The sequence below is a fragment of the Streptomyces yangpuensis genome (genome assembly GCF_024666385.1).
GTDB classification, from domain to species: Bacteria; Actinomycetota; Actinomycetes; order Streptomycetales; family Streptomycetaceae; genus Streptomyces; species Streptomyces yangpuensis.
The window spans coordinates 5,804,816-5,829,242 of record NZ_CP102514.1 but is presented as its reverse complement, the minus strand read 5'-3'; the positions used below and the strand labels follow the sequence as shown (position 1 = coordinate 5,829,242).

Annotated in this window: 24 protein-coding genes and 1 pseudogene; 8 read left to right on the top strand and 17 right to left on the bottom strand. The window is 71.5% G+C overall.

Going from position 1 to position 24,427, the window contains the following annotated elements:
• Nucleotides 1–74: 74 nt before the first annotated feature.
• Nucleotides 75–236 (top strand): hypothetical protein, encoded by a 162-nt coding sequence (locus tag NRK68_RS26570; RefSeq protein WP_183068395.1) that lies wholly within the window; start codon nucleotides 75–77, stop codon nucleotides 234–236.
• Between the two features lie 26 nt (nucleotides 237–262).
• Here NRK68_RS26570 and NRK68_RS26565 read toward each other — a convergent pair whose 3' ends face one another.
• The 3 genes from NRK68_RS26565 to NRK68_RS26555 all read right to left on the bottom strand — a co-directional run bounded on the left by NRK68_RS26565 (nucleotide 263) and on the right by NRK68_RS26555 (nucleotide 3,763).
• Nucleotides 263–1,393, bottom strand: a complete 1,131-nt coding sequence (locus NRK68_RS26565; protein ID WP_183068394.1) for a hypothetical protein — start codon at nucleotides 1,391–1,393, stop codon at nucleotides 263–265.
• A gap of 448 nt (nucleotides 1,394–1,841) precedes the next feature.
• Nucleotides 1,842–2,522, bottom strand: coding sequence for a hypothetical protein (locus NRK68_RS26560; RefSeq protein ID WP_183068393.1), 681 nt, complete (start codon nucleotides 2,520–2,522; stop codon nucleotides 1,842–1,844).
• Nucleotides 2,523–2,713: 191 nt separating this feature from the next.
• The gene (locus NRK68_RS26555) at nucleotides 2,714–3,763 is read right to left on the bottom strand and encodes an IS630 family transposase (protein WP_257856964.1); all 1,050 of its coding nucleotides are present in this window, start codon (nucleotides 3,761–3,763) and stop codon (nucleotides 2,714–2,716) included.
• A 172-nt stretch (nucleotides 3,764–3,935) separates the two neighbouring features.
• On the opposite strand from NRK68_RS26555, the gene NRK68_RS26550 reads away from it, so the two are divergent.
• From NRK68_RS26550 to NRK68_RS26535, 4 genes are all read left to right on the top strand, one after another.
• A complete protein-coding gene (locus tag NRK68_RS26550; RefSeq protein ID WP_257856963.1) occupies nucleotides 3,936–4,175 on the top strand; it encodes a hypothetical protein in 240 nt (79 codons plus the stop codon).
• Between the two features lie 71 nt (nucleotides 4,176–4,246).
• A complete protein-coding gene (locus tag NRK68_RS26545; protein ID WP_257856962.1) occupies nucleotides 4,247–5,116 on the top strand; it encodes an AraC family transcriptional regulator in 870 nt (289 codons plus the stop codon).
• A 63-nt stretch (nucleotides 5,117–5,179) separates the two neighbouring features.
• On the top strand, nucleotides 5,180–5,701 hold the full coding sequence (locus NRK68_RS26540) for a GNAT family N-acetyltransferase (protein WP_257856961.1): 522 nt from the start codon (nucleotides 5,180–5,182) through the stop codon (nucleotides 5,699–5,701).
• 4 nt (nucleotides 5,702–5,705) lie between these two features.
• On the top strand, nucleotides 5,706–6,110 hold the full coding sequence (locus NRK68_RS26535) for an Imm7 family immunity protein (RefSeq protein ID WP_257856960.1): 405 nt from the start codon (nucleotides 5,706–5,708) through the stop codon (nucleotides 6,108–6,110).
• 124 nt (nucleotides 6,111–6,234) lie between these two features.
• Here the strand turns inward: NRK68_RS26535 and NRK68_RS26530 are convergent.
• Nucleotides 6,235–6,555 (bottom strand): annotated as a pseudogene (locus NRK68_RS26530) (glycosyltransferase family 2 protein); the annotation flags it as partial.
• A gap of 92 nt (nucleotides 6,556–6,647) precedes the next feature.
• On the opposite strand from NRK68_RS26530, the gene NRK68_RS26525 reads away from it, so the two are divergent.
• Both NRK68_RS26525 and NRK68_RS26520 read left to right on the top strand, forming a co-directional pair.
• Nucleotides 6,648–8,087 carry a cytochrome P450 gene (locus NRK68_RS26525; protein ID WP_257856959.1) on the top strand — a complete coding sequence of 480 codons (1,440 nt, stop codon included), beginning with the start codon at nucleotides 6,648–6,650 and terminating at the stop codon, nucleotides 8,085–8,087.
• Between the two features lie 70 nt (nucleotides 8,088–8,157).
• Nucleotides 8,158–8,670, top strand: coding sequence for an FBP domain-containing protein (locus NRK68_RS26520; RefSeq protein WP_257856958.1), 513 nt, complete (start codon nucleotides 8,158–8,160; stop codon nucleotides 8,668–8,670).
• A gap of 26 nt (nucleotides 8,671–8,696) precedes the next feature.
• Here NRK68_RS26520 and NRK68_RS26515 read toward each other — a convergent pair whose 3' ends face one another.
• Nucleotides 8,697–10,256 carry an MFS transporter gene (locus tag NRK68_RS26515; RefSeq protein WP_183068386.1) on the bottom strand — a complete coding sequence of 520 codons (1,560 nt, stop codon included), beginning with the start codon at nucleotides 10,254–10,256 and terminating at the stop codon, nucleotides 8,697–8,699.
• Between the two features lie 83 nt (nucleotides 10,257–10,339).
• Between NRK68_RS26515 and NRK68_RS26510 the strand changes: the two genes are divergently transcribed.
• Complete coding sequence (locus NRK68_RS26510) at nucleotides 10,340–12,403, top strand: S9 family peptidase (RefSeq protein WP_257856956.1); 2,064 nt, start codon at nucleotides 10,340–10,342, stop codon at nucleotides 12,401–12,403.
• A 43-nt stretch (nucleotides 12,404–12,446) separates the two neighbouring features.
• Here NRK68_RS26510 and NRK68_RS26505 read toward each other — a convergent pair whose 3' ends face one another.
• The 12 genes from NRK68_RS26505 to NRK68_RS26450 all read right to left on the bottom strand — a co-directional run bounded on the left by NRK68_RS26505 (nucleotide 12,447) and on the right by NRK68_RS26450 (nucleotide 24,421).
• Complete coding sequence (locus tag NRK68_RS26505) at nucleotides 12,447–12,728, bottom strand: hypothetical protein (RefSeq protein WP_183068384.1); 282 nt, start codon at nucleotides 12,726–12,728, stop codon at nucleotides 12,447–12,449.
• A gap of 43 nt (nucleotides 12,729–12,771) precedes the next feature.
• Nucleotides 12,772–14,154, bottom strand: coding sequence for a hypothetical protein (locus NRK68_RS26500; protein ID WP_257856955.1), 1,383 nt, complete (start codon nucleotides 14,152–14,154; stop codon nucleotides 12,772–12,774).
• 5 nt (nucleotides 14,155–14,159) lie between these two features.
• Nucleotides 14,160–14,501 carry a hypothetical protein gene (locus NRK68_RS26495; protein WP_257856954.1) on the bottom strand — a complete coding sequence of 114 codons (342 nt, stop codon included), beginning with the start codon at nucleotides 14,499–14,501 and terminating at the stop codon, nucleotides 14,160–14,162.
• A gap of 120 nt (nucleotides 14,502–14,621) precedes the next feature.
• Nucleotides 14,622–15,650 carry an ABC transporter ATP-binding protein gene (locus NRK68_RS26490; RefSeq protein WP_257856953.1) on the bottom strand — a complete coding sequence of 343 codons (1,029 nt, stop codon included), beginning with the start codon at nucleotides 15,648–15,650 and terminating at the stop codon, nucleotides 14,622–14,624.
• Nucleotides 15,647–16,654 (bottom strand): ABC transporter ATP-binding protein, encoded by a 1,008-nt coding sequence (locus tag NRK68_RS26485; RefSeq protein ID WP_257856952.1) that lies wholly within the window; start codon nucleotides 16,652–16,654, stop codon nucleotides 15,647–15,649. The genes NRK68_RS26490 and NRK68_RS26485 overlap by 4 nt, the downstream gene beginning before the upstream one ends.
• Nucleotides 16,654–17,640 carry an ABC transporter permease gene (locus tag NRK68_RS26480; protein ID WP_257856951.1) on the bottom strand — a complete coding sequence of 329 codons (987 nt, stop codon included), beginning with the start codon at nucleotides 17,638–17,640 and terminating at the stop codon, nucleotides 16,654–16,656. The genes NRK68_RS26485 and NRK68_RS26480 overlap by 1 nt, the downstream gene beginning before the upstream one ends.
• Nucleotides 17,637–18,644: an ABC transporter permease gene (locus NRK68_RS26475; protein WP_257856950.1), complete on the bottom strand. Its 1,008-nt coding sequence runs from the start codon at nucleotides 18,642–18,644 to the stop codon at nucleotides 17,637–17,639. Before NRK68_RS26475 ends, NRK68_RS26480 begins: the two co-directional genes overlap by 4 nt.
• Before the next feature lie 22 nt (nucleotides 18,645–18,666).
• The gene (locus NRK68_RS26470) at nucleotides 18,667–20,409 is read right to left on the bottom strand and encodes an ABC transporter substrate-binding protein (protein ID WP_257856949.1); all 1,743 of its coding nucleotides are present in this window, start codon (nucleotides 20,407–20,409) and stop codon (nucleotides 18,667–18,669) included.
• Nucleotides 20,410–20,681: 272 nt separating this feature from the next.
• On the bottom strand, nucleotides 20,682–21,392 hold the full coding sequence (locus tag NRK68_RS26465) for a GntR family transcriptional regulator (RefSeq protein WP_183068377.1): 711 nt from the start codon (nucleotides 21,390–21,392) through the stop codon (nucleotides 20,682–20,684).
• 70 nt (nucleotides 21,393–21,462) lie between these two features.
• Nucleotides 21,463–22,395 carry an ornithine cyclodeaminase family protein gene (locus tag NRK68_RS26460; protein WP_183068541.1) on the bottom strand — a complete coding sequence of 311 codons (933 nt, stop codon included), beginning with the start codon at nucleotides 22,393–22,395 and terminating at the stop codon, nucleotides 21,463–21,465.
• Nucleotides 22,396–22,400: 5 nt separating this feature from the next.
• Nucleotides 22,401–23,420, bottom strand: a complete 1,020-nt coding sequence (locus NRK68_RS26455) for a proline racemase family protein (RefSeq protein ID WP_257856948.1) — start codon at nucleotides 23,418–23,420, stop codon at nucleotides 22,401–22,403.
• Nucleotides 23,417–24,421 (bottom strand): proline racemase family protein, encoded by a 1,005-nt coding sequence (locus tag NRK68_RS26450; RefSeq protein WP_257856947.1) that lies wholly within the window; start codon nucleotides 24,419–24,421, stop codon nucleotides 23,417–23,419. Before NRK68_RS26450 ends, NRK68_RS26455 begins: the two co-directional genes overlap by 4 nt.
• Nucleotides 24,422–24,427 lie beyond the last annotated feature (6 nt).

Below are 24,427 nucleotides of genomic sequence, written 5' to 3'. Positions count from 1 at the left end.
CCACCTTGCCGTCCCGGCCGCCACCGCACCGCCCGCCATGAGCCGGCCGGAGAACAGCCGGTAGGGTCACCGGCATGGGGGACTTCGCAAGCAGGGGCCGTACGGTGCTGTGCAAATGGTGCAACCAGCCGATTCCGCAGGAACGGCGCTGGTTCCCGCGCCAGTACTGCAACCGCCGCCACAAGTGGCGGCACCGGATCACGGAAACGGTCGGGAGCATCCTCGACAGCTACTGAGGCTCGCCTTCCAAGGGAGCCTGAACCTATTTACGCAGCTCGGCAAAGACGCGGGAGAGCGCGAACACACCAGGTGCGAGCGCCAGGAGTGGCTTGAGACGACTTCTCAGCGGGTAACTCTGGGGAGCGAGGTGAAGATGCGTGCCGTAGGCCATCCAGTAAGCGGCGGATTCCACCTCCGTAGGGTCGGAAGCGTTCTCCAGTACACGCATCTTCTCCCGGTCGATGACACCCCTGTGGTTTTTCACCATGAATTTGATCAACATGCCCAGCGCAACCGCGCTGAAGAGTAGGGCCAGCACCCCGAGGACGAGAATCGCAAATTCGGGCCAGTTACCTCCGCGCTCACTTCCCATGACGTAGAACAGCACGGCGGAAGCGAATGCGAAGTTGACGAATCCGACGTACACGATGTTGATGATTTCGCCGACCGGCGCCCATCCGAAGTTTTCGTCCCGCAGCGCCGGAACGTACTGGAACTCCCAGTCGGTTTTCCGAATCTCTCTGACCAGATACAGGTAGAGCGCGCCCTGCTTCACCGCGTAATAGCCGCCGATCGCTCCGAGGAGGAGCCAGGCCGACGTGATGTAGCGGTGGTTTTCGAAGTTCATCCACCACGTGTTCTCGAAACTCTCCGCAGAGGTGTGACCGGACGTCTGCCGGGAAAGGCCGACGAACACCTGACTTCTGTCGTGCGTACGAATGTAGAAGAAGACCGAACCGAGGAGACAGACGAGCAGCAGGACGATCCGGAGGACCGGATGGCATTTCCATCGTAGAAGATGCCCTTCGAGCTCACTGCGCAGTTCACTCGTATCCACCACGAGTCCGGATGCGGTGAGTTTCTCACCGAGTCGCTGAAGTCTGGCGACAAGCACGAAGTGGACTGCGATGGAGAGGGCCGCGGTGATGGTCAGCGTGATGCTCGCCAGATCTCCCCAGAACGGCAGAGATTCACACTTACTGCCCTGTTCACCGATCTGCGGGATGGCGAGCTGAAGCATGGTCAAGGGGTCGCAATTCTTGGCGAATGCGGTTCCCGCACTCCAGCAGGCCAGGAAGAAGCCCGCCGTGACGACGATCGGAAAAATAATCATCACCGCGTCCTGGCGCGATTTGGACGCATTTCGCAAGAACTGCAACGGGGAACCGATCACCACTCCTCCAGGGAATCGGGTGAATCCAGGGAAGCCTTCCCGATTCACTTGCCCGCCGTGCAGCCGGACGGCAGATTCACCAGATTTCAGCAATCGACGGCCCGTCAAACCCACCTCGGACGGCCCTCTTCAGGTCGCCCGAGAAGGAACACAAGCGCATACTGACCGCTCGCAGGATTCGAGATGCGCTCTCGATCCGCCCGCCCGCCGGCAGACGGGGGCACTATTGATCAGAAACTCATGGGGTTCCCGTCGAGGACGTAGTGGACGTGGGGGCCGCTGTCGGCGGCCAGACCCGGCTGGGCCTCAGTGCGCGGTGGCACACGCCCTCTCGCCTTCGGGGTGAACGCTGTCTCCTGGGCTGCGACCGGTCCAGAAGGCGCGGGGATGCGAAAGAGGCCTTGGACGGACCGCCGGGTCCCTCCAGGGCCTGCGAATGGGGCGGGTGTCACTCCACGCGGTGGCGGTGGGCTTCGACCACGTACGGTCCGTGCCCGAAGGCCGTGCTCACGCGTTCGAGCCGACTGTAGACCTCAGCGGACACCGGGCAGTCGAACCGCGCGAGGGCATGCAGCAGGAACCGGAAGGCCAGCTCCGGACAGACCTCCCTTGCACACCGTTCAATGGCCGCGCGTGTGGCCACGAACGACTCGCCTTCCCTTGCGGCACGCGCCCCGTCCAGCAGACTCGTCAGGTCGAGAACCTCGGTCATCAGGCGTTGATGTCCGACTGCTGCCGGTCCTGTTCCGTCGGGCATGCACACAGTCAGCGCGGCCCACTGCGATTCCGAAGCACCCCGGGACAGGGCGAGCGGTGCAAGCGCTGCCAGCAGTTGGTCCAGCCAGGCCCGTTGGGCTCCGCCGAACGTGGGAGAGCCACCGAGCGGGTCCCCCGGAGCTTCCCACAGCAGGTCCAGTTCCGCAGGGGTGAGAGGGGAGCGATCCAGCCGTACAAGGTCCTCAAGGACCAGGATCAAGCCGGTGGGATCGCCGTCCGGGCCCCAGTACGCCAGGGCATGCTCAACCGGCCCCGGGGCGTCCAGCGGCCAATCATTGTGGTAAGAACCGCAAAGTCCCGTCACCCCGAAGTCGAAGGCCAGCCACTCGTGCTGGGCTTCTGGGTCGTGCATAGATGTCTCCTGATATGGGGTAGGCGTTATTGATCCGGAAGCCGGCGGGCTTGTACGACTTGTCGGCCACCAGGGTCACCTTGAGTTTGCTGCTGGTTGTCGCAGAGCAGCTCCCGTGGCGGTCGGCGCTGTCGCCCAGGGAGCCGGAGCCATACATACCACCAAACATACGTTCCTTCTTGATCAGAAACTTATGTGGTCTGGTCGAGGACGTAGCGGAGGTGGGGGCCGCCGAAGTAGCCGCGGACAATGTGTGGCTGACGCTGGCGTCTCCGAAAGAAGCGACGGGTCTCGGCGGCGAGTTCGGCCTGGTTACGGGCCCGGTTCTGCTTGGGCAGGCTGTACTGGAGATCGGCGTTGACCAGCTCGTCAGGGTTCAGCTCGGGCGAGTACGGGGGCAGAAAGTGCAGCTCGACGTCGTCGGGGTGGGCAGCGAGCCAGTCGCGGACCTTCTTGGAGCGGTGGGCGGAGTGCCCGTCGACCACGAGATGGACCTTGCGGTCGAAGTGGCCGGCGAGCCGGTCCAGGAAGCGGCACATCACCTCGGCGGTGAAGCTCTCGGCGAAGACCATGAAGTGCATCCGGCCCTTGGTGCTGATCGCCGACATCGCGTTCACCGAGAACCGGTTGCCAGTCCGCCGCACCACGGGGGTCCTGCCCTTCTCGCCCCAGGTGCGGCCGGTGACCTGGTCGGAGCGGATGCCGACCTGGTCGGCGAACAGGACCTCGCCGCCGTCCTTCTTCGTCTTTGCCTGGATCGCCGGCCAGGTCTCCTCGTGCCAGCGGCGCACGGCCTGCGGGTCCTGCTCCACGGCCCGCTTGTCCGGACGCTGGAAGGACAGCCCCCACCGCCTCAGGTACTTGCCCACCCCGGGCTCGGTCAGCCGCACCCGATACAACTTCGCGATCAGCTCGCCCACCAGCCGCCGCGTCCACAACTGCCCGCTCAGGCCCACGTCGCAGGGCCGGTGATCGAGGACCGCCTGCCGCACGGCTGCCTGCTCTACCCCGAGCACCTGGTGCACCCCGACCGGCTTGCCCCGCGGCTGCATGACGAGCGCCTCCCGGCCGCCGGCCTGCCACTTCGCCCACCAGCTGTCGACCGCCTTCAGCGACACCCCGAAGACCGCCGCTACGTCCTCAGGGTCCCGCCCCGCCACCAACGCGGCCACCGCCCGCAGCCGCAGGGCCTCCTGCGCCGACGGCGACAGATGCCGCGCGTCCCCCACCAGATCGCTCACACCCCTCCAACAAGCCAGAACCCAAACCGTTTCTGATCAATATGATTCGGACGATCAAGGTCACCTGACCGCAGGATCGAGACCTCTTCTCCCCTCCTCGTCGGCTGGCACACCGGCCGGCTCGCCGGGATCGGATGGGGCCTCCTCGGCTGCCTGTTCACCGCGGCGGAAGATGAGCGTGCACGCGGGCGTGTCCGCCGGGGGCGTCGCCGTCCTCGCCATGACCCACGGGCCCTGGGTGCTCCTCGCCTGTCCCGTGGTCGCCGTCGTCGGCTGGTCCCGCGTGGTGCTGCGCGACCACGCCCTCGCGCAGGTCCTGGCGGGCGCGTCGGGCGCGGTCGTGGCAGCCGCCACTTCGCGTCGCCGGCCCGCCGGGCGCTGTCGGCCGGTGCCCGTCACCCGGCCGACCTGATCGGATCGGTTCGCGGCGGTCGGGTGCGGTGGGGGCGGCCGCTGCGAGGGTTGCAGTCGAAAGGAGGCCCCGTGATCTCTGCGCTCAACCAGCTGGTCGATCTCGTCGAGGAGCACCTCGCCGAGGAGCCCGACGTCCAGGGACTGGCCGGGTCGCTCGGCACCACCGAGTACCACCTGCGCCGGATGTTCTCGTCCCTGGCCGGCATGCCGCTGTCCGAGTACGTGCGCCGGCGGCGCATGACCGTTGCCGCCGCCGACGTCGTCCGTGGCGAGACGGATCTGCTGAGCATCGCGGTCCGGCACGGATACGGCTCGAGCGAGGCGTTCGGACGCGCCTTCCGGGCGGTCCACGGAGCCGGGCCCGGTGACGTACGCCGGACCGGTGGCCCCTTGCGTACACAACCGCAGCTCAGGTTCCGCCTGACCGTCGAAGGGAGCGTCCCCATGGACACCCGCCTCGTCAACCGCCCCGCGTTCCGGCTCGTCGGACACGCCGCCCGGGTCCCGCTCGTCCACCAGGGCGTCAACCCGCACATCCAGGAGCACATCACCGCACTGCCGCCGGAGGAACACCTGCGGCTGAAGGCCCTGAGCGACACCGAACCGGGCGGCCTGCTGCAGGTCTCCGACGACCTCGACCCCGACGCCACGGAGGGCAGCGAACTGACCTACCTGCACGGAGTCGCCCTGGGCGGGGACACCCCGGCCCCGGACGGCCTCGACACCATCGAGGTGCCGGGCGGGATGTGGGCGGTCTTCCGTACCAGCGGACCGCATCCGCAGGCCCTGCAGACGACCTGGGCGGCGACCGCGACCGACTGGTTCCCCTCCAACCCGTGGCGCCTGCGGCCGGGTCCCTCGATCGTCGCCACCCTCGACCGCGCGGCGGACTTCAGCACCGCGACCTGCGAGCTGTGGCTGCCCGTCGAACCGGCGTAGCCCGTCTCAACCCCCGTCCGGTAATCGGTGGTTCGGCGCGCCGGGCGCGGTTACCTTGGCGCGATGGTGCATGTGCGCGTGCGTGAGATGGACGAGGCCGACATCGAGGCCGTCTCGGCGATCCGGGTCCGGGGCTGGCAGGCGGCGTACGCCGGCATCGTTCCCCGGTCCTACCTGGACGCGATGACGGTCGAGGAGGATGCCGACCGCCGCAGGCAGTGGTTCTCCCGCCCCGGGCGCGAGTCCAGGGACCTCGTGGCGGTCGGTGACCGCGGCCCGGTGGGGTGGGTCTGCTTCGGACCGCCCCGGAGTGGGATCCCCGGCGACGGCCGGGCGGGCGAGGTCTACGCCCTGTACGTGGCGCCGGACCTCATCGGCACCGGCGTCGGCCGCGGACTCCTCGACGAGGCCCACGCCGCGATGAAGGGCCAGGACTTCGAGACGTCGGCATTGTGGGTCCTCCAGGACAACCGACGGGCCCGGCGCTTCTACGAACGGGCCGGCTACCGGGCCGACGGCGGCACGCAGGACGACGTCTACGACGACGTCACCCTCTCCGAGCTCCGCTACCGGCGGGTGCTCTGACGACGTGTTCGAGTACCACGGCTGGATCAACGTCCAGGAGAGCGCCGACGAAGACAGCGAGGGCGGACTCGGCAACGACGGCCTCCGGCGGATCGCCGGGGCCGTCGCCGCCCGGATCGAGGAGGTCGCCGGTCCCGGTCTGCTCGACCTGAGGTGGATGAACGGGGAGCTGTTCGTCCACCTCGGCGGCTTCCGCAATCACCGTGACCCGGAGGTCCTGGCGTTCTTCGGCGAGGTCGGCCGCCTGGCGCCCGGTTCGTACGGGGTGATGCACGTGCGTGACGACGAGGACCCCGGTCGCGAGAACGAGGTCCGTGTCCTGCGGATGGTCCGGGGGCGGGTGCACGAGGACGTCGAGGCGGCGCTGTCGCCGTGCATCCCCGTACTGGAAGACCCCTACCGCGGATAGGGCGGGGCCCTCGCAGACCTCGTCGAAACGCGTCCTGGAGGAGGTCGAACCCGGCGTGGTCGGCCCGTAGGCAGGTCGGGCCCGATCAGGCCCGGCCGGGCCGGGCGCCTTTGCCGACACCCCCCTACACGACCGGCGGTCTGCCCAGGCCCGTCATGCGGGCGACCGTGCGCCAGCGCATCGGTCTGCGGGGGCCCGCATTCGTCCGCAGGCCTTCGGCGAAGCCGCCGAACCAGGCCCGCAGCCCGGACGCCGACCGCGTCCGGGCGACCGTCAGCACCGTCCAGACTCCGAGGTGGACGGGAACGAGCGGCGCCGGCAGGTGGCGCCTGGCGAGCCAGACCCTGTTGCGGGCAGTCATCCGGTAGTGGACGGCGTGCCGGGCGGGAGAGGTCCTCGGGTGCTGCAGCACGAGCTGCGGCTCGTAGCGGATGTCCCAGCCCGCCGCATCGGGTCCGCCGCGAGCGGGGTCTCGCCAGGACGTGGTCGCGGGCGGCAGAATCGGGCTCCGGCAGGGACGAGGGGACGGGCATCGGCATGGCATTGGGCAGGAACGCAGGCGTCGTCGACACGGGTTCGGAGGTTCCCCTGTTTCCCGGGGCGCCGCTCCTGGGGTCCCTCCAGGACCTGAAGTCGGACTCGCTCGGCACCTATCTGCGGGCGCAGCAGCAGCGCGGGGACGTCGTACGGGTCTCGGCCGGGCCGCCCGGGATGCGGGCCGAGCTGTACTGCGTGTTCTCCCCCGAGGGCGCGCAGCAGGTGCTCGCCTCCGAGGCGGCCAACTTCCGCAAGGACAACTCCTTCTACCAGGAGGTCCGGAACTCCATCGGCAACGGCCTGCTGACCAGTCAGGACGAGGACTACCTGCGCCAGCGCCGGCTCGTCCAGCCGCTGTTCACCCGGCGGCGGGTGGACGGGTACGCGGGGGCGGTCGCAGCCGAGACCGCGTCCGTCATCGCGGCCTGGGAGGAGGCCCTGGACGGCGTCGTCGACGTCTCCGACGAGATGACGCACCTCGCCCTGCGCGCCGTCACCCGGATCCTGTTCGGGACCGACGTGGAGGCCGCCGCCGATGTCGTGGCCCGCTGCTTCCCGGTCATCACGGAGTACGTGCTGCGCCGCGGGTACTCGCCCGCCAGCATCCCGCGCCACTGGCCCACCCCGGGCAACCGGCGGGCCGCCGCCGCGATCGACGAGCTGTACGAGGTCTGCGACCGGATCGTCGCACAGCGTCGGCGGCAGGCCGGCGCGAGCGGCCCCGCTGCCGGCGGCCCCGCTGGCGACGGCCCCGCTGGCGACGGCACCGGCGAGGACCTGCTGACGCTGCTGGCCGCCGCCCGGAGCGCGGACGACGGGGAGTTCGACGCCGACGAACTCCGCGACCAGGTGCTGGTCTTCCTGCTCGCCGGGCACGAGACGACCGCCACCTCCCTCTGCTTCGCCCTGCACCTGCTGGCCCGCCACCCCGAGCAGCAGGACCGGGTCCGCGAGGAGATCACCACCGTCCTGGGCGACCGCCCGCCGCAGGCCGGCGACCTGGACCGGCTCCCGTACCTCTCGCGGGTGGTCAAGGAGGCCATGCGGCTGTACCCGGCCGCGCCGGTCATCGGCCGCAAGGCCGTCGCCGCGACCCGGATCGGGGGGCGCACGATCCCCGCGGGCGCCGACGTGATCGTGGCCCCCTGGGTGACGCACCGCCACCCGGAGCACTGGCCGGACCCGGACCGCTTCGACCCGGACCGCTTCACACCGGAGGCGGAGGCCGGGCGGCCGCGCTACGCGTGGTTCCCCTTCGGCGGCGGCCCGCGCGCCTGCATCGGGCAGCACTTCTCGATGCTGGAGTCGGTGATCGCGCTGGCGATGATCCTGCGGACCTGTTCGTTCGAGGCGCTGGACGCGGAGGTCCCGGTCAGCGCCGGGATCACCCTGCGGACGACGGGACCGGCGCGCTGCCGGGTCCGTCGCCTGGACCGGTAGCGACCGCCCGGCAGCCCGCGCCCGATATTGGGGTGCGGGCCGGCCGGGGTGCGTCATAGGGTCGACGCCCGTGGAACCACTCAGCGAGAAACAGATCCGTGCGTCCTTCGTGAACTGCACCAAGGGCGAGGCGGCCCGCATGCGGCTGCCGCTCGACTTCGCCGACGCGCCCTGGGCGGACCTGGACTTCCTGGGCTGGGTGGACCCGGGTGCCCCGCTGCGGGCCCATCTCGTGCTGCCCCGGGCCGAGGGGCCGGTGGGGATCTCCCTGCGCGTGCCGCCCGTGGGCCGCACCAGCGCGGTGAAGTCCAGCCTGTGCCAGATCTGCCTGACGGGCCACGCCTCCTCCGGCGTCACCCTGCTCGCCGCGCCGCTGGCGGGCGCCCGCGGCCGCGAGGGCAACACGGTCGGCACGTACATCTGCGCGGACCTGGCCTGCTCCCTCTACGTACGCGGCAAGCGGCAGCCGAAGCTGCGCGCCGGCCGTCAGGAGGAGTCGCTGACCGTGGACGAGCGCCTCGCCCGCATGGAGGGGAATCTGAACGGCTTCGTGTCCCGTGTCACCGGGGTCCCGGTGGTCTGAGCCCGCACCCGCCGGCGGTCGGCGGCTCAGATGCGGTCGGCCGCCGGTTTGTGGTTGCCCTGGAGGCGTTCGAGGTCGGAGGGGCGGACCTGGATGGCGAAGAGCGCGATCACCGCCCCGACGAGGGTGAACAGGGCCGCCACGACGAAGGCGGTGCTGATGCCCGAGGTCAGCACCTGGTCGCCCCACGGCTTGGGAAGCTGTCCGGTGCGTTCGAAGAAGGCCCTCTGCACGGGGCCCGCCGTGGCGAGGAAGTCGGGCACCTGCTCCTTGGCCTCGTTGCGGCTGGCCGTGCCGTAGACGGTCACCAGGATCGACAGGCCGAGCGAGCCGCCCACCTGCTGCATGGTGTTGAGCAGCCCGGATGCCGCTCCCGACTCGCGGTCGGGGACGTTGGACAGGGCCATCAGCGTCAGCGAGACGAACTGCAGGCCCATGCCGAGGGCGAAGAACAGCATCGGGCCCAGGATGCTGCCGAGGTACGTGGAATGGACGTCGATCTGCGTCAGCCAGGCCAGGCCGACCGCCGAGGACAGCGCGCCGCACACCATGAACGGTTTCGGCCCGAACTTCGGCAGCAGTTTCGCCGTGAGGCCCGCGCCCACCGCGATCACCGCGCTGACCGGCAGGAAGGCGAGCCCGGCCTGGATCGGGCTGAAGCCGAGCACGATCTGCACGAAGAGGGTCAGGAAGAAGAACATGCCGAAGATCGCGCAGGCGAGCATCAGCATGATCCCGTACGTCCCGGCCCGGTTGCGGTCGGCGAACATGTGCAGCGGGGTGATGGGCTGCGGCGATCGCCGCTCGTTGAGGATGAACAGCGTCAGCAGGACCACGGCGGCGCCGAAGGAGCCGAGCGTCACCGGGTCGCGCCAGCCCTCCTGGGAGGCCCGGATGAATCCGTAGACGAGCGCGACCATGCCCAGGGTGGACAGCAGCGCACCGGCGAAGTCGAAGTGGCCGGGGTGGCGTTCGGACTCGCGCAGGACCTTCCGGGCCAGCACGGCGATCACCAGCGCGATGGGGACGTTGACGAAGAGGACCCAGCGCCAGTCGAGCCACTCGACGAGGATGCCGCCCGCGAGGAGCCCGATCGCGCCGCCGGCCGCCGAGACCCCGGCGAACACGCCGAACGCCCGGTTACGGGCCGGGCCTTCGCGGAAGGTGGTGGTGATCAGCGCGAGGGAGGTCGGTGAGGCGATGGCGCCGCCGACGCCCTGGAGGGCCCGGGCCGCCATCAACTGGCCCTCGTTCTGGGCGAGTCCGCCGAGGAGCGAGGCCAGGCCGAAGAGCAGGACGCCGAAGATGAAGACGCGTTTGCGGCCGAGGATGTCGCCGGTGCGGCCGCCGAGGAGCAGCAGGCCGCCGAAGGCGAGGGTGTAGGCGTTGACGACCCAGGAGAGGCTCTCGGTGGAGAAGTCCAGTGCGGTCTGGATGTGCGGCAGCGCGATGTTCACGATCGTGATGTCGAGAACCACCATGAGTTGGCAGGACGCGATCACGAACAGGGCGAGTCCGTTGCCGCTTCCTCGGACCGTGCCGTCGTTGCCGTCGGTCCGTCTGCTCGGCGTAGCGTTCGGGTCCACCCTCCCGACGCTAAGCCCGCGCCCTGGGGGTCACCACTCGAACGGCCTAGTGGCAGTGACATTTCACATGTCACACTACGGGCATGGATGACTTCCTCAGGCTCTCCGCGAGCACGGCCCGCTTCACCCACGGAGCCTCGCGGGCACTGTCCTTCGGGGACGACGGCCGGCTGCTCTGGTTCCTCCGGTCGACCGGACCCGCCGATGCCTTCGACAGCCTCTGGGTGCTCGATACCACCACCGGCGCAGAGATCCGGCTTGCCGATCCCCGCGAGCTGTGCCCCGAGCCCGGCCCCCTCCCCACCGCCGAGCGCCGGCTGCGCGAACGGACCCGGCTCGTGGCCTCCGGGATCGGCTCGTACGCCCTCTCCGGTGACGGGCGGCGCGCCGCCTTCGCGCTGTACGGACGGCTCTACGAGGTCACCGCCGGCGGCGCCGGAACCCTCCGGGAGATCCCCGCCGCCGGCCCCGCGTTCGACCCGCGGCCCAGCGCCGACGGCTCGCGCACCGCCTACGTCGCCGACGACGTCCTCTACGTCGCCCCGGGCGGCCGGGTCAGCCCCGACGACGGGGCCCGCTGGGGCCTGGCCGAATTCGCCGCCGCCGAGGAGCTCGGGCGCTCCCGCGGCCACTGGTGGTCCCCCGACGGAGTCACGCTGCTCGCCGCCCGCGTCGACGAATCCGCCCTCCAGCGCCGGTGGTCCGCCGACCCCGCCCACCCCGAGCTGCCGGCCGAGGACTTCGCCTACCCGGAGGCCGGCGGACCCAACGCCGACGTCCAGCTGTGGGTGCTCGGCCCTGACGGGACCCGGACCCGGATCGGCTGGGACGCCGAGGCCTTCCCCTACGTCTCCGACGCGGGCTGGGAGTCGGCCGGGGAGATCCTGCTCACCGTCCAGGACCGGCTCCAGCAGACCGTGTTGCTGCTCTCCGCCGACCCGGCCACCGGCCGCACCCGGGAGCTCTCCCGCACCACGCACCCGCAGTGGGTGGACCCCCTGGTCCCCGGCACCCCGGCCCGCCTGCCCGACGGGCGGATGCTGACCGCGGCCGACACCTCCGACGGGACCGCCCGCGGCCTCGCCGTGGACGGGGTCCCGCTCACCGGGACCGGCGTCCAGGTCCGCCGGGTGGCCGGGATCCACGAGGGCCGGCTGCTGATCGAGGCCGGACTGCGCGACCCGGCCGAGCAGCAGGTGCTGCTGCTGGACACCGCCACCGGGGAGACGACCCCGCTCGCGGACGGGCCGGGCGTCCACGGCGTGACCGCCTCGGCCGGCTTCCTGCTGCTGACCTCCGCCGACGCCGACGGCGTCCGGCGCACCGTACACACCCCCGACGGGCGGGAGTTGAGCCCCGCCGACCTGTCCCAGCCGCTGCCCTACCGGGTGACCCCGGTCCTGGAGCGGGTCACCGAGCACGCGGTCCCCACCGCGCTCGTACTGCCCCGCGGACACGTCCCCGGGCGGAAGCTGCCCGTCCTGATGGACAGCTACGGCGGCCCCGGCGCGCAGGACATCACCGCCGACCCGCGCCGCTGGCAGCACCGCCAGTGGTGGGCCGACCAGGGCTTCGCGGTGGTGACCGTCGACAACCGCGGCACCGCGTACGTCTCCCCCGCCCACACCCACGCCATGTACCGCGGTTTCTCCGAGGTCACCCTCGACGACCAGGTCGCGGCGCTGCACGCGCTGGCCGCCCGCCACGGCGACCTCGACCTGGGCCGGGTCGGCGTCCGCGGCTGGTCGTACGGCGGCTATCTGTCGGCGATGGCGGTGCTGCGCCGCCCCGACGTCTTCCACGCCGCGGCCGCCGGGGCCGCGCCCACCGACTTCCGGCACTACGACACCGCGTACACCGAGCGGTACCTGGGCCTGCCGCAGGAGCACCCGGAGGTCTACGAGCGGGACTCGCTGCTGCCCGACGCCCCGAAGCTGTCCCGGCCGCTGCTGCTGGTCACCGGCCTGGCCGACGACAACGTCCACCCCTCGCACAGCCTGCGGCTGTCGCAGGCCCTGACGGACGCGGGCCGCCCGCACCAGCTGCTGGCCCTGCCGGGTGTCACCCACATGACCCCGGGCGGCACCCGCGAGAAGATCATGGCGCTGGAGCTGGAGTTCTTCCGCCGCGAACTCGGCCTGGGCTAGCAGGCCTTTCGCCCGCCGTCCCTGACCGTCCGCCGGCGGGCGGTCAGGGCCGCGGGGCGAACACCATGCGCACCAGGGCGATGACCACCAGCGCCGCGACCGGCGCGTACCACCAGCGCCGCAGCCGACCCGTGTTGACACCGGCCGCCGTCCCCGCGAAGGCCATCAGCTCCACCGCCAGCCCGAGCCCCGCCATCAGTCGCGCGGTGCCCGTCACCGTGCTGTCCCAGGGCCCTTCGGACTCGGTGAGCAGCGCGCTCAGCACGAAGAACCCCGCCAGCACGTGCAGTCCCACCAGCACGGTCGCCCACGCGCCCGTGACCACGTGAGCGAGCGTGGCTGCCGGCCGTCCCGCCGCTGTCCGCCGCTCAGTCATTCAGGGCCCGCCTCGCGTTGTCGATGTTCGCTCCGAAGCCACGACCGTAGGCCTGTGCCTCGTCCGTGCGCCAGCCCGGTCCTCCGTTGTACCGGGCGGCGAGTTCCTGGTACTGGGCAGGGGTCATCTGCTCGGCGGGCACGTTCGCGAACGGACTCTCCGCCTTGAGCTGGGCCAGGTACTCGGCAGCGATGTAGATGTTGGTCGAAGGGTTCTGCGTCGCCCTCTGGATCTCGTCCCGCTGGTCCCGCGTGAGGTTCTCCGGGTCGTAGCCGAGCACCTCCGCGGAGCGGCGGAGCTGGATGGCGATCGGCCCCATCGACGTCTGGTCCGCCTCGCCCGACAGGCCGGCCTTGTCGGCCACCCACTGGAACTCCGGCCAGACCTCGTACTGGCTGCGCCGGTAGTTCACCGCGATGTTGTCGGCCCACTTCGGGTCGCCCTGCACCTCCTTCCAGGCGATTCCCGCGAGCATGTCGGCCGGCAGGCCCGTGTACGCGGCCGCGTCCCGGATGTGCGCGCGGTTGGCGCGGATCCACTCGCGCCGGTCCTCGTCCGAGTCCGACGGCAGCCACTCGTTCTGGTCCATGGCGGGCGGGAGTCCGGCCAGCCGGGACCGGATCTCCCGCAGCTTGGGGGACACCGTCTCGCCGCCCGGGTTCGCGGCGATGCCGTCGACGCGGGGGCCGCCGCCGGGCAGCACGGCGTTGGGGTCGTGCGCCGCCTCCCCCACCTCCTGTCGCAGGGCGGGCATCCCGGCGAGGAGCACCGACGGGTGGGGCAGGTCGCCGCGGAAGTCGGGCAGGTCCTTGCGGGCCTTGCCGAGTGCGGTCACGCACGTGGTGCGTGCCGCGCTTTCGATGCGGTCGGCGTCGCCGAAGGCGTTCTTCGCACTGTTGTAGTGCTGCTCCGCCTCCTCGCGGATCTCGTCGACGTCGACGGTGATCTCCGCCAGCCAGTCGAGGACTCCGGTGCGCTTGCGGAGGTCCTCCCACTGCCGCATCGGCTCGGCCCGCTGGGCGGTCTCGGTCACCGGGCTGGCCACCCGCGCCATGACCCGGGAGAGGGCGCGCTCGCTCGCCAGGCCGCTCTCGAAGCGTTCCTTCGCCCGGCCGACGGCCTCGGCGTAGTCGACGAGCGCCGCGTGGACGGTGCGGAAGGCGCCCGACAGGGCGGTGGCCAGCTTCTCCGCCTCGCCCAGCCGTTTGACGTAGAGCTCCTCGGCCTCGCTCACCCACTGGGTGCGCGTCGCCTTCAGGAAGGCGGGGTCCGCCGAGTCCAGGAGCAGGTGGAGCCTGCGGTACTCGTGGGCGGTGCGTTCGATCAGGGGAGGGCTGCACAGTTCGAGGAACTCGACCTCGGTGCGGTAGGTCATGCCGGTCACCTGTCCCCGGCCGGTATGAACCGGCCGTTGTCGAGCACCGAGCGGAAGGTCCCCTCCGTGGCCTGGTCGGTCTGCGCGTAGTCGCCGCCCGCCACCTTGAGCTTGGTGGCCAGCGCCGCCAGCAGCGAAACCGTGTCCAGGTACTGGTCGTTGCCGAACCGTGCGAAGGAGTCCAGGGCCGTGGACACCTCCTGGTGCGAACGGGGCACCCGGGCCATGACGGTCAGCTCGCCGTCCGGCCGCCCCGCGTACAGCAGGCCCGCGAGTTCCACGAGGAGATGGGAACTTCCGTTGATGGACGCGGCATTCGCCGTGAATCCACCACTACTCGATGTCATGTCCGCCCCTAGATCTTTTGTGGTGCGTGATGCTACGGGACACCAGGGGGAACATCCGGTAGCGCGAGGACCCGGGGCCGATCGTGTCGGCCCCGGGTCCCCTTCTTCCCGTGATCCCCGTCAGTCACCCGGGAAGTGACAGGCCACCTCGCGCGAGGCGGCAAGCCGCAGCAGCGGCCGCTCCGTTCGGCAGATCTCCTGCGCCTTGGGGCAGCGCGGATGGAAGGTGCAGCCCGGAGGTGGGGCGGCCGGGCTCGGCGGGTCACCGAGCAGCACGATCCGCTCCCGCCGCCGCTCCGCCGCCGGGTCGGGCAGCGGTACGGCGGACAACAGCGCCCGGGTGTAGGGGTGCTGGGGGTTCGCGTAGAGGGCCGCCTTGTCCCCGATCTCGACGATCCGGCCGAGGTACATCACGGCGACCCGGTCGCTGACCCGTTTGACCACCGACAGGTCGTGCGCGATGAAGACGTAGGCGAGGCCGAGTTCGGCGCGCAGCCGCTCCATCAGGTTGACGATCTGAGCCTGGACGGAGACGTCGAGGGCGGAGACCGGCTCGTCGGCGACGATCAGCCGGGGGCCGGTGGCCAGCGCGCGGGCGATGCCGATGCGCTGGGCCTGGCCGCCGGAGAACTCGTGCGGGTAGCGGTCGATGTGTTCCGGGATCAGACCGACGAGTTCCATGAGCTCGGCGGCCCGGCGGCGGGCGTCCCCCGCGCTGCGGCCCTGCACCAGCAGCGGTTCGGAGATGATCCGGGCCACCGTCTGGCGGGGGTTCAGCGAGGAGTGCGGGTCCTGGAAGACCATCTGGATGCTCCCCCGCAGCGGGCGCAGGGCGCCTTGGGAGAGCCGGCTGATGTCCTCGCCGTCGAGGACGACCCGGCCGGAGGTGGGCTGCAGCAGCCGTACGATCATCCGTCCGGTGGTGGACTTGCCGCAGCCCGACTCTCCGACCAGGCCGAGGGTGCGTCCGGCCGCCAGGTCGAAGGAGACCCCGTCGACGGCGCGCACGGGCGCCCCCCGGCGCCCGGTCGCGGATCGCCGGCCGGGGAAGGTCATGGTCAGGTCCCGTACGGACAGCAGCGGTGCGGGGGTGCCGGGCGCGGCCTCGGCGGTGGCCGCGGTGGTGGCCGGGGTGGTGGTCTCGGTCATCGGGCCGCCTCCTGGGCGGTGCGGGCCCCGGCGAAGTGGCAGGCCACGGTGCGGCCGGCGCGGTCCCCGTACGCCGCGAGGCCGGGCCGTACGTCGGTGCAGCGGTCGGCGGCCAGCGGGCAGCGCGGCGCGAAGGCGCAGCCCGGGGCGGGTGCGAGGAGGGACGGCGGGGAGCCGGGGATGAAGGGGAGCGGTTCGTCGTCGGCGGTGTCGAGGCGGGGCAGCGAGTCGAGCAGACCCCGGGTGTAGGGGTGGGCGGGGTCGGCGAACAGCTCGTCGACCGGGGCCTGTTCGGCGGCCCGGCCGCCGTACATGACCAGGACCTCGTGGGCGACGCGGGCGACCACGCCCAGGTCGTGGGTGATCATCACGACGCCGAGTCCGCGTTCCTGCTGGAGCCTCGCGATCAGTTCCAGGATCTGGGCCTGCACGGTGACGTCCAGGGCGGTGGTCGGCTCGTCGGCGATCAGCAGGTCGGGTTCGCACGCCAGGGCCATGGCGATCATCGCGCGCTGGCGCATGCCGCCGGAGAACTGGTGCGGGTACTCCCCCGCCCGGCGGGCCGGTTCGGGGATGCCGACCTCGCCGAGCATGTCGACGGCGCGTCTGCGGGCGGCTGCGCGGCCGGCCTTGAAGTGGACGCGGAAGTGCTCGGCGATCTGCTCGCCGACGGTGTAGTAGGGGTGCAGGCTGGAGAGCGGGTCCTGGAAGATCATGGCCATCCGGCGGCCGCGGACCTTACCCAGCTCGCGCTCGGTCAGGCCCGTCAGCTCCTGTCCGGCGAGCGCGACGGAGCCGGTGACCTCGACCGGGCCGCGGTGCAGGCCCATGACGGCGAGCGAGGTGACGGACTTGCCGGAGCCGGATTCACCGACGATGCCCAGGGTGCGGCCGGACTCGACGGTGAAGCCGACGGAGTCGACGGCCCGGACGGTCCCGCGGGGGGTGGTGAAGGTGACGCGCAGGTCGCGTACGTCGAGGAGCGGGGCGGTGGTGGTCGTCATCAGTACCTCACTCTCGGGTCGATGACGGCGTACAGGAGGTCGACGACGAGGTTGGCGACGACGATGAAGAAGGCCGCGAGGAGGGTGACGCCGAGGACCACGGGCTGGTCGGAGTTGACCAGGGCGCCGTAGAAGAGCCTGCCGATGCCGGGGAGGCCGAAGATCGACTCGGTGATGACGGCGCCTGCGAGGAGCCCGCCGAGGTCGATGCCGAAGATGGTCAGGATCGGCGTCATCCCGGAGCGCAGGCCGTGTTTGACGACGACGGTCCGCTCGGGCATGCCCTTGGCGCGGGCGGTGCGGATGTAGGGCTCGGCCATCGCCTCGATCATCGAGCCGCGGCTCTGGCGGGCGTACATGGCGGCGTAGAGCAGGGCGAGCGCGGTCCAGGGCAGCAGCAGGTTGGAGGCCCAGCCGAGCGGGTTGTCGGTGAAGGCCTGGTAGGTGGGGTAGGGCAGCAGTCCGGCGACGCGGATGATGCCGTAGATGAGCATGACCGAGGTGAAGTACACGGGCAGCGAGGCGGCGGCGACGGCGCCGACCATCAGGGCCTTGTCGGTGGCGGTGTCCTTGCGCAGGGCGGCGGTGACGCCGGCGCCGAGGCCGAGGAGCAGCCACAGCACGGCGGCGCCGAGGGCGAGGGAGGCGGAGACCGGGAGCCGGTCCATGAGCAGGTCCCACACGGGCAGGGAGCTCTCGTAGGAGTAGCCCAGGCAGGGGAAGTCGCAGGAGACGGCGTACTGGCCGGCGCCGAGGGTGCGGCCGGTGAAGATGCCGGTCAGGAAGTCGGCGAACTGCTTCCACAGGGGCTGGTCGAGGCCCAGGTGGACGCGTACGTCGGCCAGCCGTTCGGCGCTGCAGGTCTTGCCGCAGGCGGCCGCGGCCGGGTCGGCGGGCAGGACGTAGAAGATGAGGAAGGTGACGGCGGCGATGGCGAGGAGCACGCCGGCGAGGGCGAGCAGCCGGCGGGCGAGGTAGGCGATCATGTGCGGCCGCCCCTCGGGTCGAGGATGTCGCGCAGTGCGTCGCCGAGCAGGGTGAAGGCGAGCACGGCGAGGAAGAGGAAGACGCTGGGGATGACGAAGTACATGGGGTCGGTCTCGTAGTAGGCGACGGACTCGGCGATCATCTGGCCCCAGGAGGGGGTGGGCGGGCGGACGCCGACGCCGAGGTAGCTGAGGGCGGCCTCGGTGCTGATCATTCCGGGGATGAGCAGGGTGGTGTAGGCGATGACCGGGCCCGCGACGCCCGGGAGGATCTCGCGGGTCAGGATCCGCCAGGGGCCGGCGCCGCCCACGCGGGCGGCGTCGACGTACTCGCGGTGCTTGAGGGAGAGGGTCTGGCCGCGGACCACGCGGGCGATGCCGGGCCAGCCGAAGATCCCGATGACGGCGGTCATGAGGACGATCCGGTTGACGTCCTTGGCCACGGACAGCAGCGCGATCATGAAGATGAGGGAGGGGAAGGACATGGTCAGGTCCATCAGCCGGGACAGGACCGTGTCGGTGCGGCCGCCGAAGTAGCCGGCGGCGATCCCGGCGGCGGTGCCGGCGAGGACCACGATGGCGGTGGCCGCGAAAGCGATCAGGAGGGAGACCTGGGCGCCGTGGACGACACGGGCGTACAGGTCGCGGCCGGTGACGGGTTCGACGCCGAGCCAGTGCTCGGGGCTGATCCCGCCGAGGGCGCCGAGCGGCTGGCCCCCGAGGTACGGGTCCACGGCGCTCTTGTCGAACTCGTGCGGGGACCAGCCGCCGAGGGCGCCCAGCCAGGGGGCGCCGACGGCCATCAGGACGAAGAGCAGGACGATGCAGAGGCTGACGCGGACGGCGGGGCGGCGGCGCAGTTCGCGCCGGGCGAGCTGCCAGGGGCTGCTGCCGGGGGCCGCCGCGGACCGGTCCGCGACGGTGTCGGCGGCGGTGTCGGCGTCGGGATCGGCGTCGGGATCGGCGGCTGCGGCCGTGCCGGAGGCCGGTGCGGTGGAGGTCATGGTGTCGAGGGCTCCGGGTTCCTCAGCCCTGGCTCTTGGAGGGGTCCTTGAGGCCGACCGTCGCGTAGTCGATGGTGCCGGTCCACACGGGGTGGCCGAAGGCGCCCGCGATGTTGGTGCCGACGAGGAGCGGCTTGCGCTCCAGCAGGAGCGGGACGTTCGGGGACTTGGCCATCAGGGCCGCGTCGAGGTCGATCCAGGCCTGGTTGGCCTGCTTGGCGTCGGCCATGGCGTTGATCTCGTCGATCCGCTTCATGACCTCCTCGTCACGGAACTGGCTGTAGTTGCCCTGGTTGCCCTTCTCCTTGATGGTCCGTCCGTCGAAGACGAAGGGGATCCAGGTGGAGCCGGAGGGGTAGTCGGGGCACCAGCCGCTGAGGGTCATGTCGGGGGTGGTGGACAGGTCGCCGATCACGTCGTAGTAGGCGCCCGGGTCGACGGTGTCGATGACGACCTCGATGCCCGCGCGGGACAGGCCCTGCTGGATGGCCTCGGCCTTGCCCTTGTCGCCGGTGGAGACGGAGAGGGACACCTTCAGGGTCTCCTTGCCGGCGGCCTTGAGGAGTTCCTTGGCCTTGGCCGGGTCGCCCGCCGGGGGGATCTTCAGGGTGTCGGCCTGCTTGCCGCCGGAGAGGGCCGGGGGCAGGTAGGCGGTGGCGACCTCGTTGAGGGCCGGTCCGCCGCCCGCGGTGACGATGGCCTCCTTGTCGACGGCGTACTGCATGGCCTGGCGGACCTTGGGGTCGTTGAAGGGGGCGCGTGAGTTGTTCAGGTGGAGCATCTCCGTGCAGCCCTGGGACTCGGCGAGCAGCCGGGCCTTGACCTCGGGCTTGGGCAGCACCTTGGGGGCGCTCTCGGGGCGCATGTCGGAGTACTGGACGGTGGAGGCGTCGGCGCCCTCGCCGGCGATGATCCGGTCGTCGATCTGGCCGCCCTTGAGGCCCATGACGACCACGAACTTGTCGGGGTAGGCCTTGCGGACGGTGTCGGTGCCCGGGTCCCAGTGCTCGTTGCGGACGAGGACGAGCTTCTTGTCGCGGTCGTACGACTCGATCTTGTAGGGGCCGGAGGAGAACGGGCGTGCGTCGTACTGGGTGCCCTTCTCCTGGGACTGGGGCACCGGGGCGAAGGTGGGCAGGGTCGCGGTGGCGGAGAACTCGGCGACGGGGCGCCGCAGTTCGAAGACGATCGTGCGGTCGTCCGGGGTCTTCACGGAGTCGAGGTGCTGCCCCTGGAGCGGCCCCTTGTAGCCCTCGGTGCCGGCCAGGTACTGGGCGGCGTAGTCAGGGCCGCCGGTGAGGTCGGGGGCGAAGGAGCGCTCGACGTTGTACTTGACGTCCTGGGCCCTGACCGGGCTGCCGTCCTCGTACTTGACGCCTTCCTTGAGGGTGAAGGTCCAGGTGCGGCCGCCGTTGGAGGGGGTGCCGAGGTCGGTGGCGAGGTCGGGGACCAGCTCGCTGCCGGCCTTGCCGGGCTCGGCCTTGAAGGTGACGAGCGTGCGGTAGAGCAGCCGGGTGCCGAAGTCCATGGTCGGCATGGTCCAGTTGCGCGCGGGGTCGAGGTGCGCGAAGTCCTGGTTGGACAGGACGGTGAGGGTGCCGCCCTTGACCGGGGTACCGCCGAGGATCTTGCCGTCGTTGGCGGCGGCCGGGTTCGCGCCGCCGGCACCGTTCGAACCCTTCGTGGTGCCGGAGCAGCCCGAGGCACCGAGTGCGAGAGCGGCCACCAGGGCGGTGGCGAGGGCGAGTTGGGTGCGCTTGGTCATGGGTCACTCCAGGAAGGGGCACGCTCTACGGCCTGCGACTCTGCGATGTGACCGGTAACATAGTAATGTGAAATTGCACTGACAAGGGGTTGCGCTGCCCGTTACCCAGCCGTGTCCAAATCCCCTCGCCCTGGGCCCGGTTGAAACTCCCGGTCGGTTCGGCCGGGGCCACTCTGCGCCACGCACGGCGCCAGGTGATGCCGGGGCCACCTGGCGCCATGCCACGACGAAACGGCCGGGAGCGGCAGCGCTCCCGGCCGTGGTTCAGCCGCTCAGACCCCGGACCCCAGGCGGCCCGGGGTACGGCCGACCGGTTCGTCGCGGCCCTGGGCCCAGAGGGAGCGGACGTGGCCGAGGTGGCGCTGCATACAGGCCTCCGCGGCCTTGGCGTCGCCGCTGATCATCAGGTCCAGCAGCTCCAGGTGCTCCTCGGCGGACGAGACGAGCTTGCCCGCCTCGTCCAGCCCGGTCAGACCGTACAGGCGGGAGCGCTTGCGGAGGTCACCGACCGTCTCCACGAGCCGTTCGTTGCCCGCGAGGCCCAGCAGCGTGAGGTGGAAGCGGCGGTCGGCCTCCAGGTAGCCGATGAGGTTGTGCTCCCGGGCGCTGGTGACGATCTCCTGCGCGATGGGGCGCAGTTCCTCCAGCTGCTCGGCCGTGGCAGTCTTGGTGATCCGGCCGATGGTCGGCACCTCGATCATGGTGCGCAGCTCGGTGTACTGGTCGAGGTCGCGCTCGCTGACCTCGGTGATCCGGAAGCCCTTGTTGCGCACCGGCTCGACCAGGCCCTCCCGCGCGAGGTCGAGCATGGCCTCGCGCACCGGGGTGGCCGACACGCCGAGTTCGGCCGCGAGGCCGGGCGCGGAGTAGACGCTGCCGGGGCGCAGCTCACCCGCTATCAGGGCGGCTCGGAGGGCGTGCCCGACCTGGTCGCGGAGTCGTTCCTGGGCCTTGATGAGGCTGTGCTGCTTCAGGTCACCCATTGCGTTTCCTCCGAGACCCCTACGCCTGCCGATGAGCAGAGGACCAGCGTACAATGTCACGTTGCGCTGCTCACACTGCAGCGGCCTCGTACAGCGCGACCGCCACGGCAAGATCTTCCCAGGCCATGCCCACACTCTTGAAGAGCTGTGGACAACCCCGTTCGGCTCCCCCCGGCAGGCGTCCGGCGACCAGGTCCGCGAGCGTGCCCGTGATGTGGCCCGGCCCGATGGCCCCCTCCGCCTCCGGGACGAGCAGATCACCGGCCTCCCGCAGCGCCGCCGCCCGCGACTCCACGTACACCGCCGCGCGTCGCACGAGGGCGGTGTCGGTCTCGCGGGCGGTCGGCTCGTGCGATCCGACGGCCACGACCACCGCGCCCGGCCGCACCAGCCGCCCGTCGAAGAGCGGCTCGCGGGCCGTGGTGCAGCAGACGACCAGATCGGCGTCGGCCACGTCCTGCGGGGTGCCGGTCCGGGCGGGCAGCCGCAGGGCGCGGGCGTGCGCGACGAGGCGCTCGGCCCTCTCCCGGTGGCGGGCGACCACCACGACCTGCTCCAGCTCCCTTTCGGCGAGGATCGCCTCCAGGTGCCCGTACGCCTGCGGTCCGGAGCCGAAGAGCACCAGCCGCAGCGGCCGGCCGGCCGGCGCCAGATGGCGCAGCGCGAGGGCCGAGACGGCCGGGGTGCGCAGGGAGGTCAGGGCCGCACCGTCGAGCAGGGCCAGCGGGCGCAGGGTGGGCCCGTCCAGCAGGAGGTAGGAGCCGGTGATACGGGGCAGCCCGCGGGCCGGGTTGCCGGGCGCGACCCCGGCGATCTTCACCCCGGCGTACGCCCCCGACGCGGCCGGCATCAGCAGCACTTCCCCGCCGCCGGGCACGCCGATCGCCGAGCGCGGCGGGCAGCCCTCGGGGTCGAGGCCGCCGCGCAGGGCGGCGGCCAGGGCGTCGGCGGCCGCGGCCGGGCCGAGAGCCCGGGCCATCGCCTCGGCGCCGAGCCGGGCCATCCCCGTCACAGCAGGAATCCGGCGCCGAGGGCGTCGTACGGGTCCACGGCGAAGGCGTGTTCACCGGTGCGGTAGGCGGTGCCGGTGACCTCGGTGACCCCGCCCTCCAGCATCCGGCCGGTGAACACGGTGCCGGTGACGGACTCGTGCAGCAGGTCCTCGCCCGGGCCGAGCCGGCCGTCCTCGGCGAGCAGCGCGAGCCGCGCCGAGGTGCCGGAGCCGCAGGGTGAGCGGTCGATCTGCCCGTCGGCGAAGACGGTGACGTTGCGCTGGTGCGGCCCGAACGGGGTGTCGGGCAGCTCCTCGTGGAGGATCACCCCGTAGACCCCGGACAGGAGCGGGCCGTCGGGGTGCCAGGTGGCGGGATGGGTGGCGAGGGCGGCACGGATCTCCTGCCCGGCGCGCACCAGGTCGGGCAGTGCGGCGCGCGAGACCTCCAGGCCCAGGTCGCGGGCGCGGACGGAGGCGTAGCAGGCGCCGGCGTGCGCGATGTCGGCCTCGGCCAGCCCGAGCGAGGTGGCGACGGGGACCTTGCGGGCGCTCACCCGGGCCGGCACGTTGCGGAAGGTGACCCCGGTGGTGCGGCCGCCGCCGCGGTGGACGGTGGCGGTGACCCGCCCGGACGGTACGTCGATCCGCACCGGGACGTCCCCGTCGTCCGGGGCGGGGACCCGGCCGCTGTCCACGGCCCAGACCCCGAGGGCCATGGTGCCGTGCCCGCAGGCCGTGGAGTAGCCGTCCTTGTGCCAGAACAGCACCCCGAGATGGGCCCCGTCGTCGTCGGGCTCCACCACGAACCCGCCGTACATACCGGCGTGTCCGCGCGGCTCCTGCACGAGCGTCCGCCGTACGTCGTCCAGCGGGCCGCGGCGCGGCGCGGTCCCCGATCCGCCCGGGCCGATGGCGGTGGCACAGCGCTCGGCGACGGTGTCGCCGGGGACGGGCGGCATGCCCGCGGCGCCGGTGTCGACGATCCGGAAGGGCTCGCCGGCGGTGTGGTAGTCCACCGTTCGGACGGTGTTCACAGCAGGAAGCCTCCGGGGAAGGGGTCGGACGGGTCGAGGAAGTACTGCGCGGTGCCGGTGATCCAGGCCCGCCCGGTGACGGTGGGGACCACGGCGGGCAGTCCGCCGACGGTGGTCTCGGCGACCAGCCGGCCGGTGAACCCGGTCCCGATGAACGACTCGTTGACGAAGTCGGTGTCGAGGCCGAGGAGGCCGCGGGCGTGCAGTTGGGCCATCCGCGCGCTGGTCCCCGTACCGCAGGGCGAGCGGTCGAACCAGCCGGGGTGGATGGCCATGGCGTGCCGGGAGCGGCGGGCGTCGGAGCCGGGCGCGGCCAGGTAGACGTGCTTGAGTCCGGCGATGGAGGGCTTCTCGGGGTGGACCGGCCGGTCCGGTCCGGCGTTGACCGCGTCCATGATCGCCAGCCCGGCGGCGAGCAGGTCGTCCTTGCGGGCGCGGTCGAAGGGCAGCCCGAGGGCGTCGAGTTCGACGAAGGCGTAGAAGTTGCCGCCGTAGGCCAGGTCGTAGGCGACGGTGCCGAATCCGGGGACTTCGGTCTTGAGGCCGAGGCCGACGCTGAAGGAGGGGACGTTGGTGAGGGTGACGGCGGTGGCCGCCCCGTCCTCCACCCGCACGTCGACGCTCACGAGCCCTGCCGGGGTGTCGAGCCGGACGGTGGTGACCGGCTCGACGACGGGCACCATGCCGGTCTCGACCAGGACGGTGGCCACCCCGATCGTGCCGTGCCCGCACATGGGCAGCAGGCCCGACACCTCGATGTACAGCACGCCGTAGTCGGCGTCGGGGCGGGTCGGGGGCTGCAGGACGGCACCGCTCATCGCGGAGTGCCCGCGCGGCTCGTACATGAGCAGGGTCCGGACGTGGTCCATGTGCTCGATGAAATGGAGCCGCTTCTCGGCCATGGTGGCACCGGGGATCACCCCGACTCCCCCGGTGACGACCCGGGTCGGCATGCCCTCGGTGTGCGAGTCCACCGCGTGGTAGACGTGGCGCGTGCGCATCAGGCG

Coding starts and splice junctions, on each gene's coding strand:
- NRK68_RS26540 (WP_257856961.1), top strand. CDS start 5,180: ATGGTGCATGTGCGCGTGCGTGAGATGGACGAGGCCGACATCGAGGCC.
- NRK68_RS26460 (WP_183068541.1), bottom strand. CDS start 22,395: ATGGCCCGGCTCGGCGCCGAGGCGATGGCCCGGGCTCTCGGCCCGGCC.
- NRK68_RS26475 (WP_257856950.1), bottom strand. CDS start 18,644: ATGACCTCCACCGCACCGGCCTCCGGCACGGCCGCAGCCGCCGATCCC.
- NRK68_RS26465 (WP_183068377.1), bottom strand. CDS start 21,392: ATGGGTGACCTGAAGCAGCACAGCCTCATCAAGGCCCAGGAACGACTC.
- NRK68_RS26525 (WP_257856959.1), top strand. CDS start 6,648: ATGGCATTGGGCAGGAACGCAGGCGTCGTCGACACGGGTTCGGAGGTT.
- NRK68_RS26560 (WP_183068393.1), bottom strand. CDS start 2,522: ATGCACGACCCAGAAGCCCAGCACGAGTGGCTGGCCTTCGACTTCGGG.
- NRK68_RS26500 (WP_257856955.1), bottom strand. CDS start 14,154: ATGACCTACCGCACCGAGGTCGAGTTCCTCGAACTGTGCAGCCCTCCC.
- NRK68_RS26480 (WP_257856951.1), bottom strand. CDS start 17,640: ATGATCGCCTACCTCGCCCGCCGGCTGCTCGCCCTCGCCGGCGTGCTC.
- NRK68_RS26490 (WP_257856953.1), bottom strand. CDS start 15,650: ATGACCGAGACCACCACCCCGGCCACCACCGCGGCCACCGCCGAGGCC.
- NRK68_RS26495 (WP_257856954.1), bottom strand. CDS start 14,501: ATGACATCGAGTAGTGGTGGATTCACGGCGAATGCCGCGTCCATCAAC.
- NRK68_RS26485 (WP_257856952.1), bottom strand. CDS start 16,654: ATGACGACCACCACCGCCCCGCTCCTCGACGTACGCGACCTGCGCGTC.
- NRK68_RS26470 (WP_257856949.1), bottom strand. CDS start 20,409: ATGACCAAGCGCACCCAACTCGCCCTCGCCACCGCCCTGGTGGCCGCT.
- NRK68_RS26510 (WP_257856956.1), top strand. CDS start 10,340: ATGGATGACTTCCTCAGGCTCTCCGCGAGCACGGCCCGCTTCACCCAC.
- NRK68_RS26450 (WP_257856947.1), bottom strand. CDS start 24,421: ATGCGCACGCGCCACGTCTACCACGCGGTGGACTCGCACACCGAGGGC.
- NRK68_RS26570 (WP_183068395.1), top strand. CDS start 75: ATGGGGGACTTCGCAAGCAGGGGCCGTACGGTGCTGTGCAAATGGTGC.
- NRK68_RS26550 (WP_257856963.1), top strand. CDS start 3,936: ATGAGCGTGCACGCGGGCGTGTCCGCCGGGGGCGTCGCCGTCCTCGCC.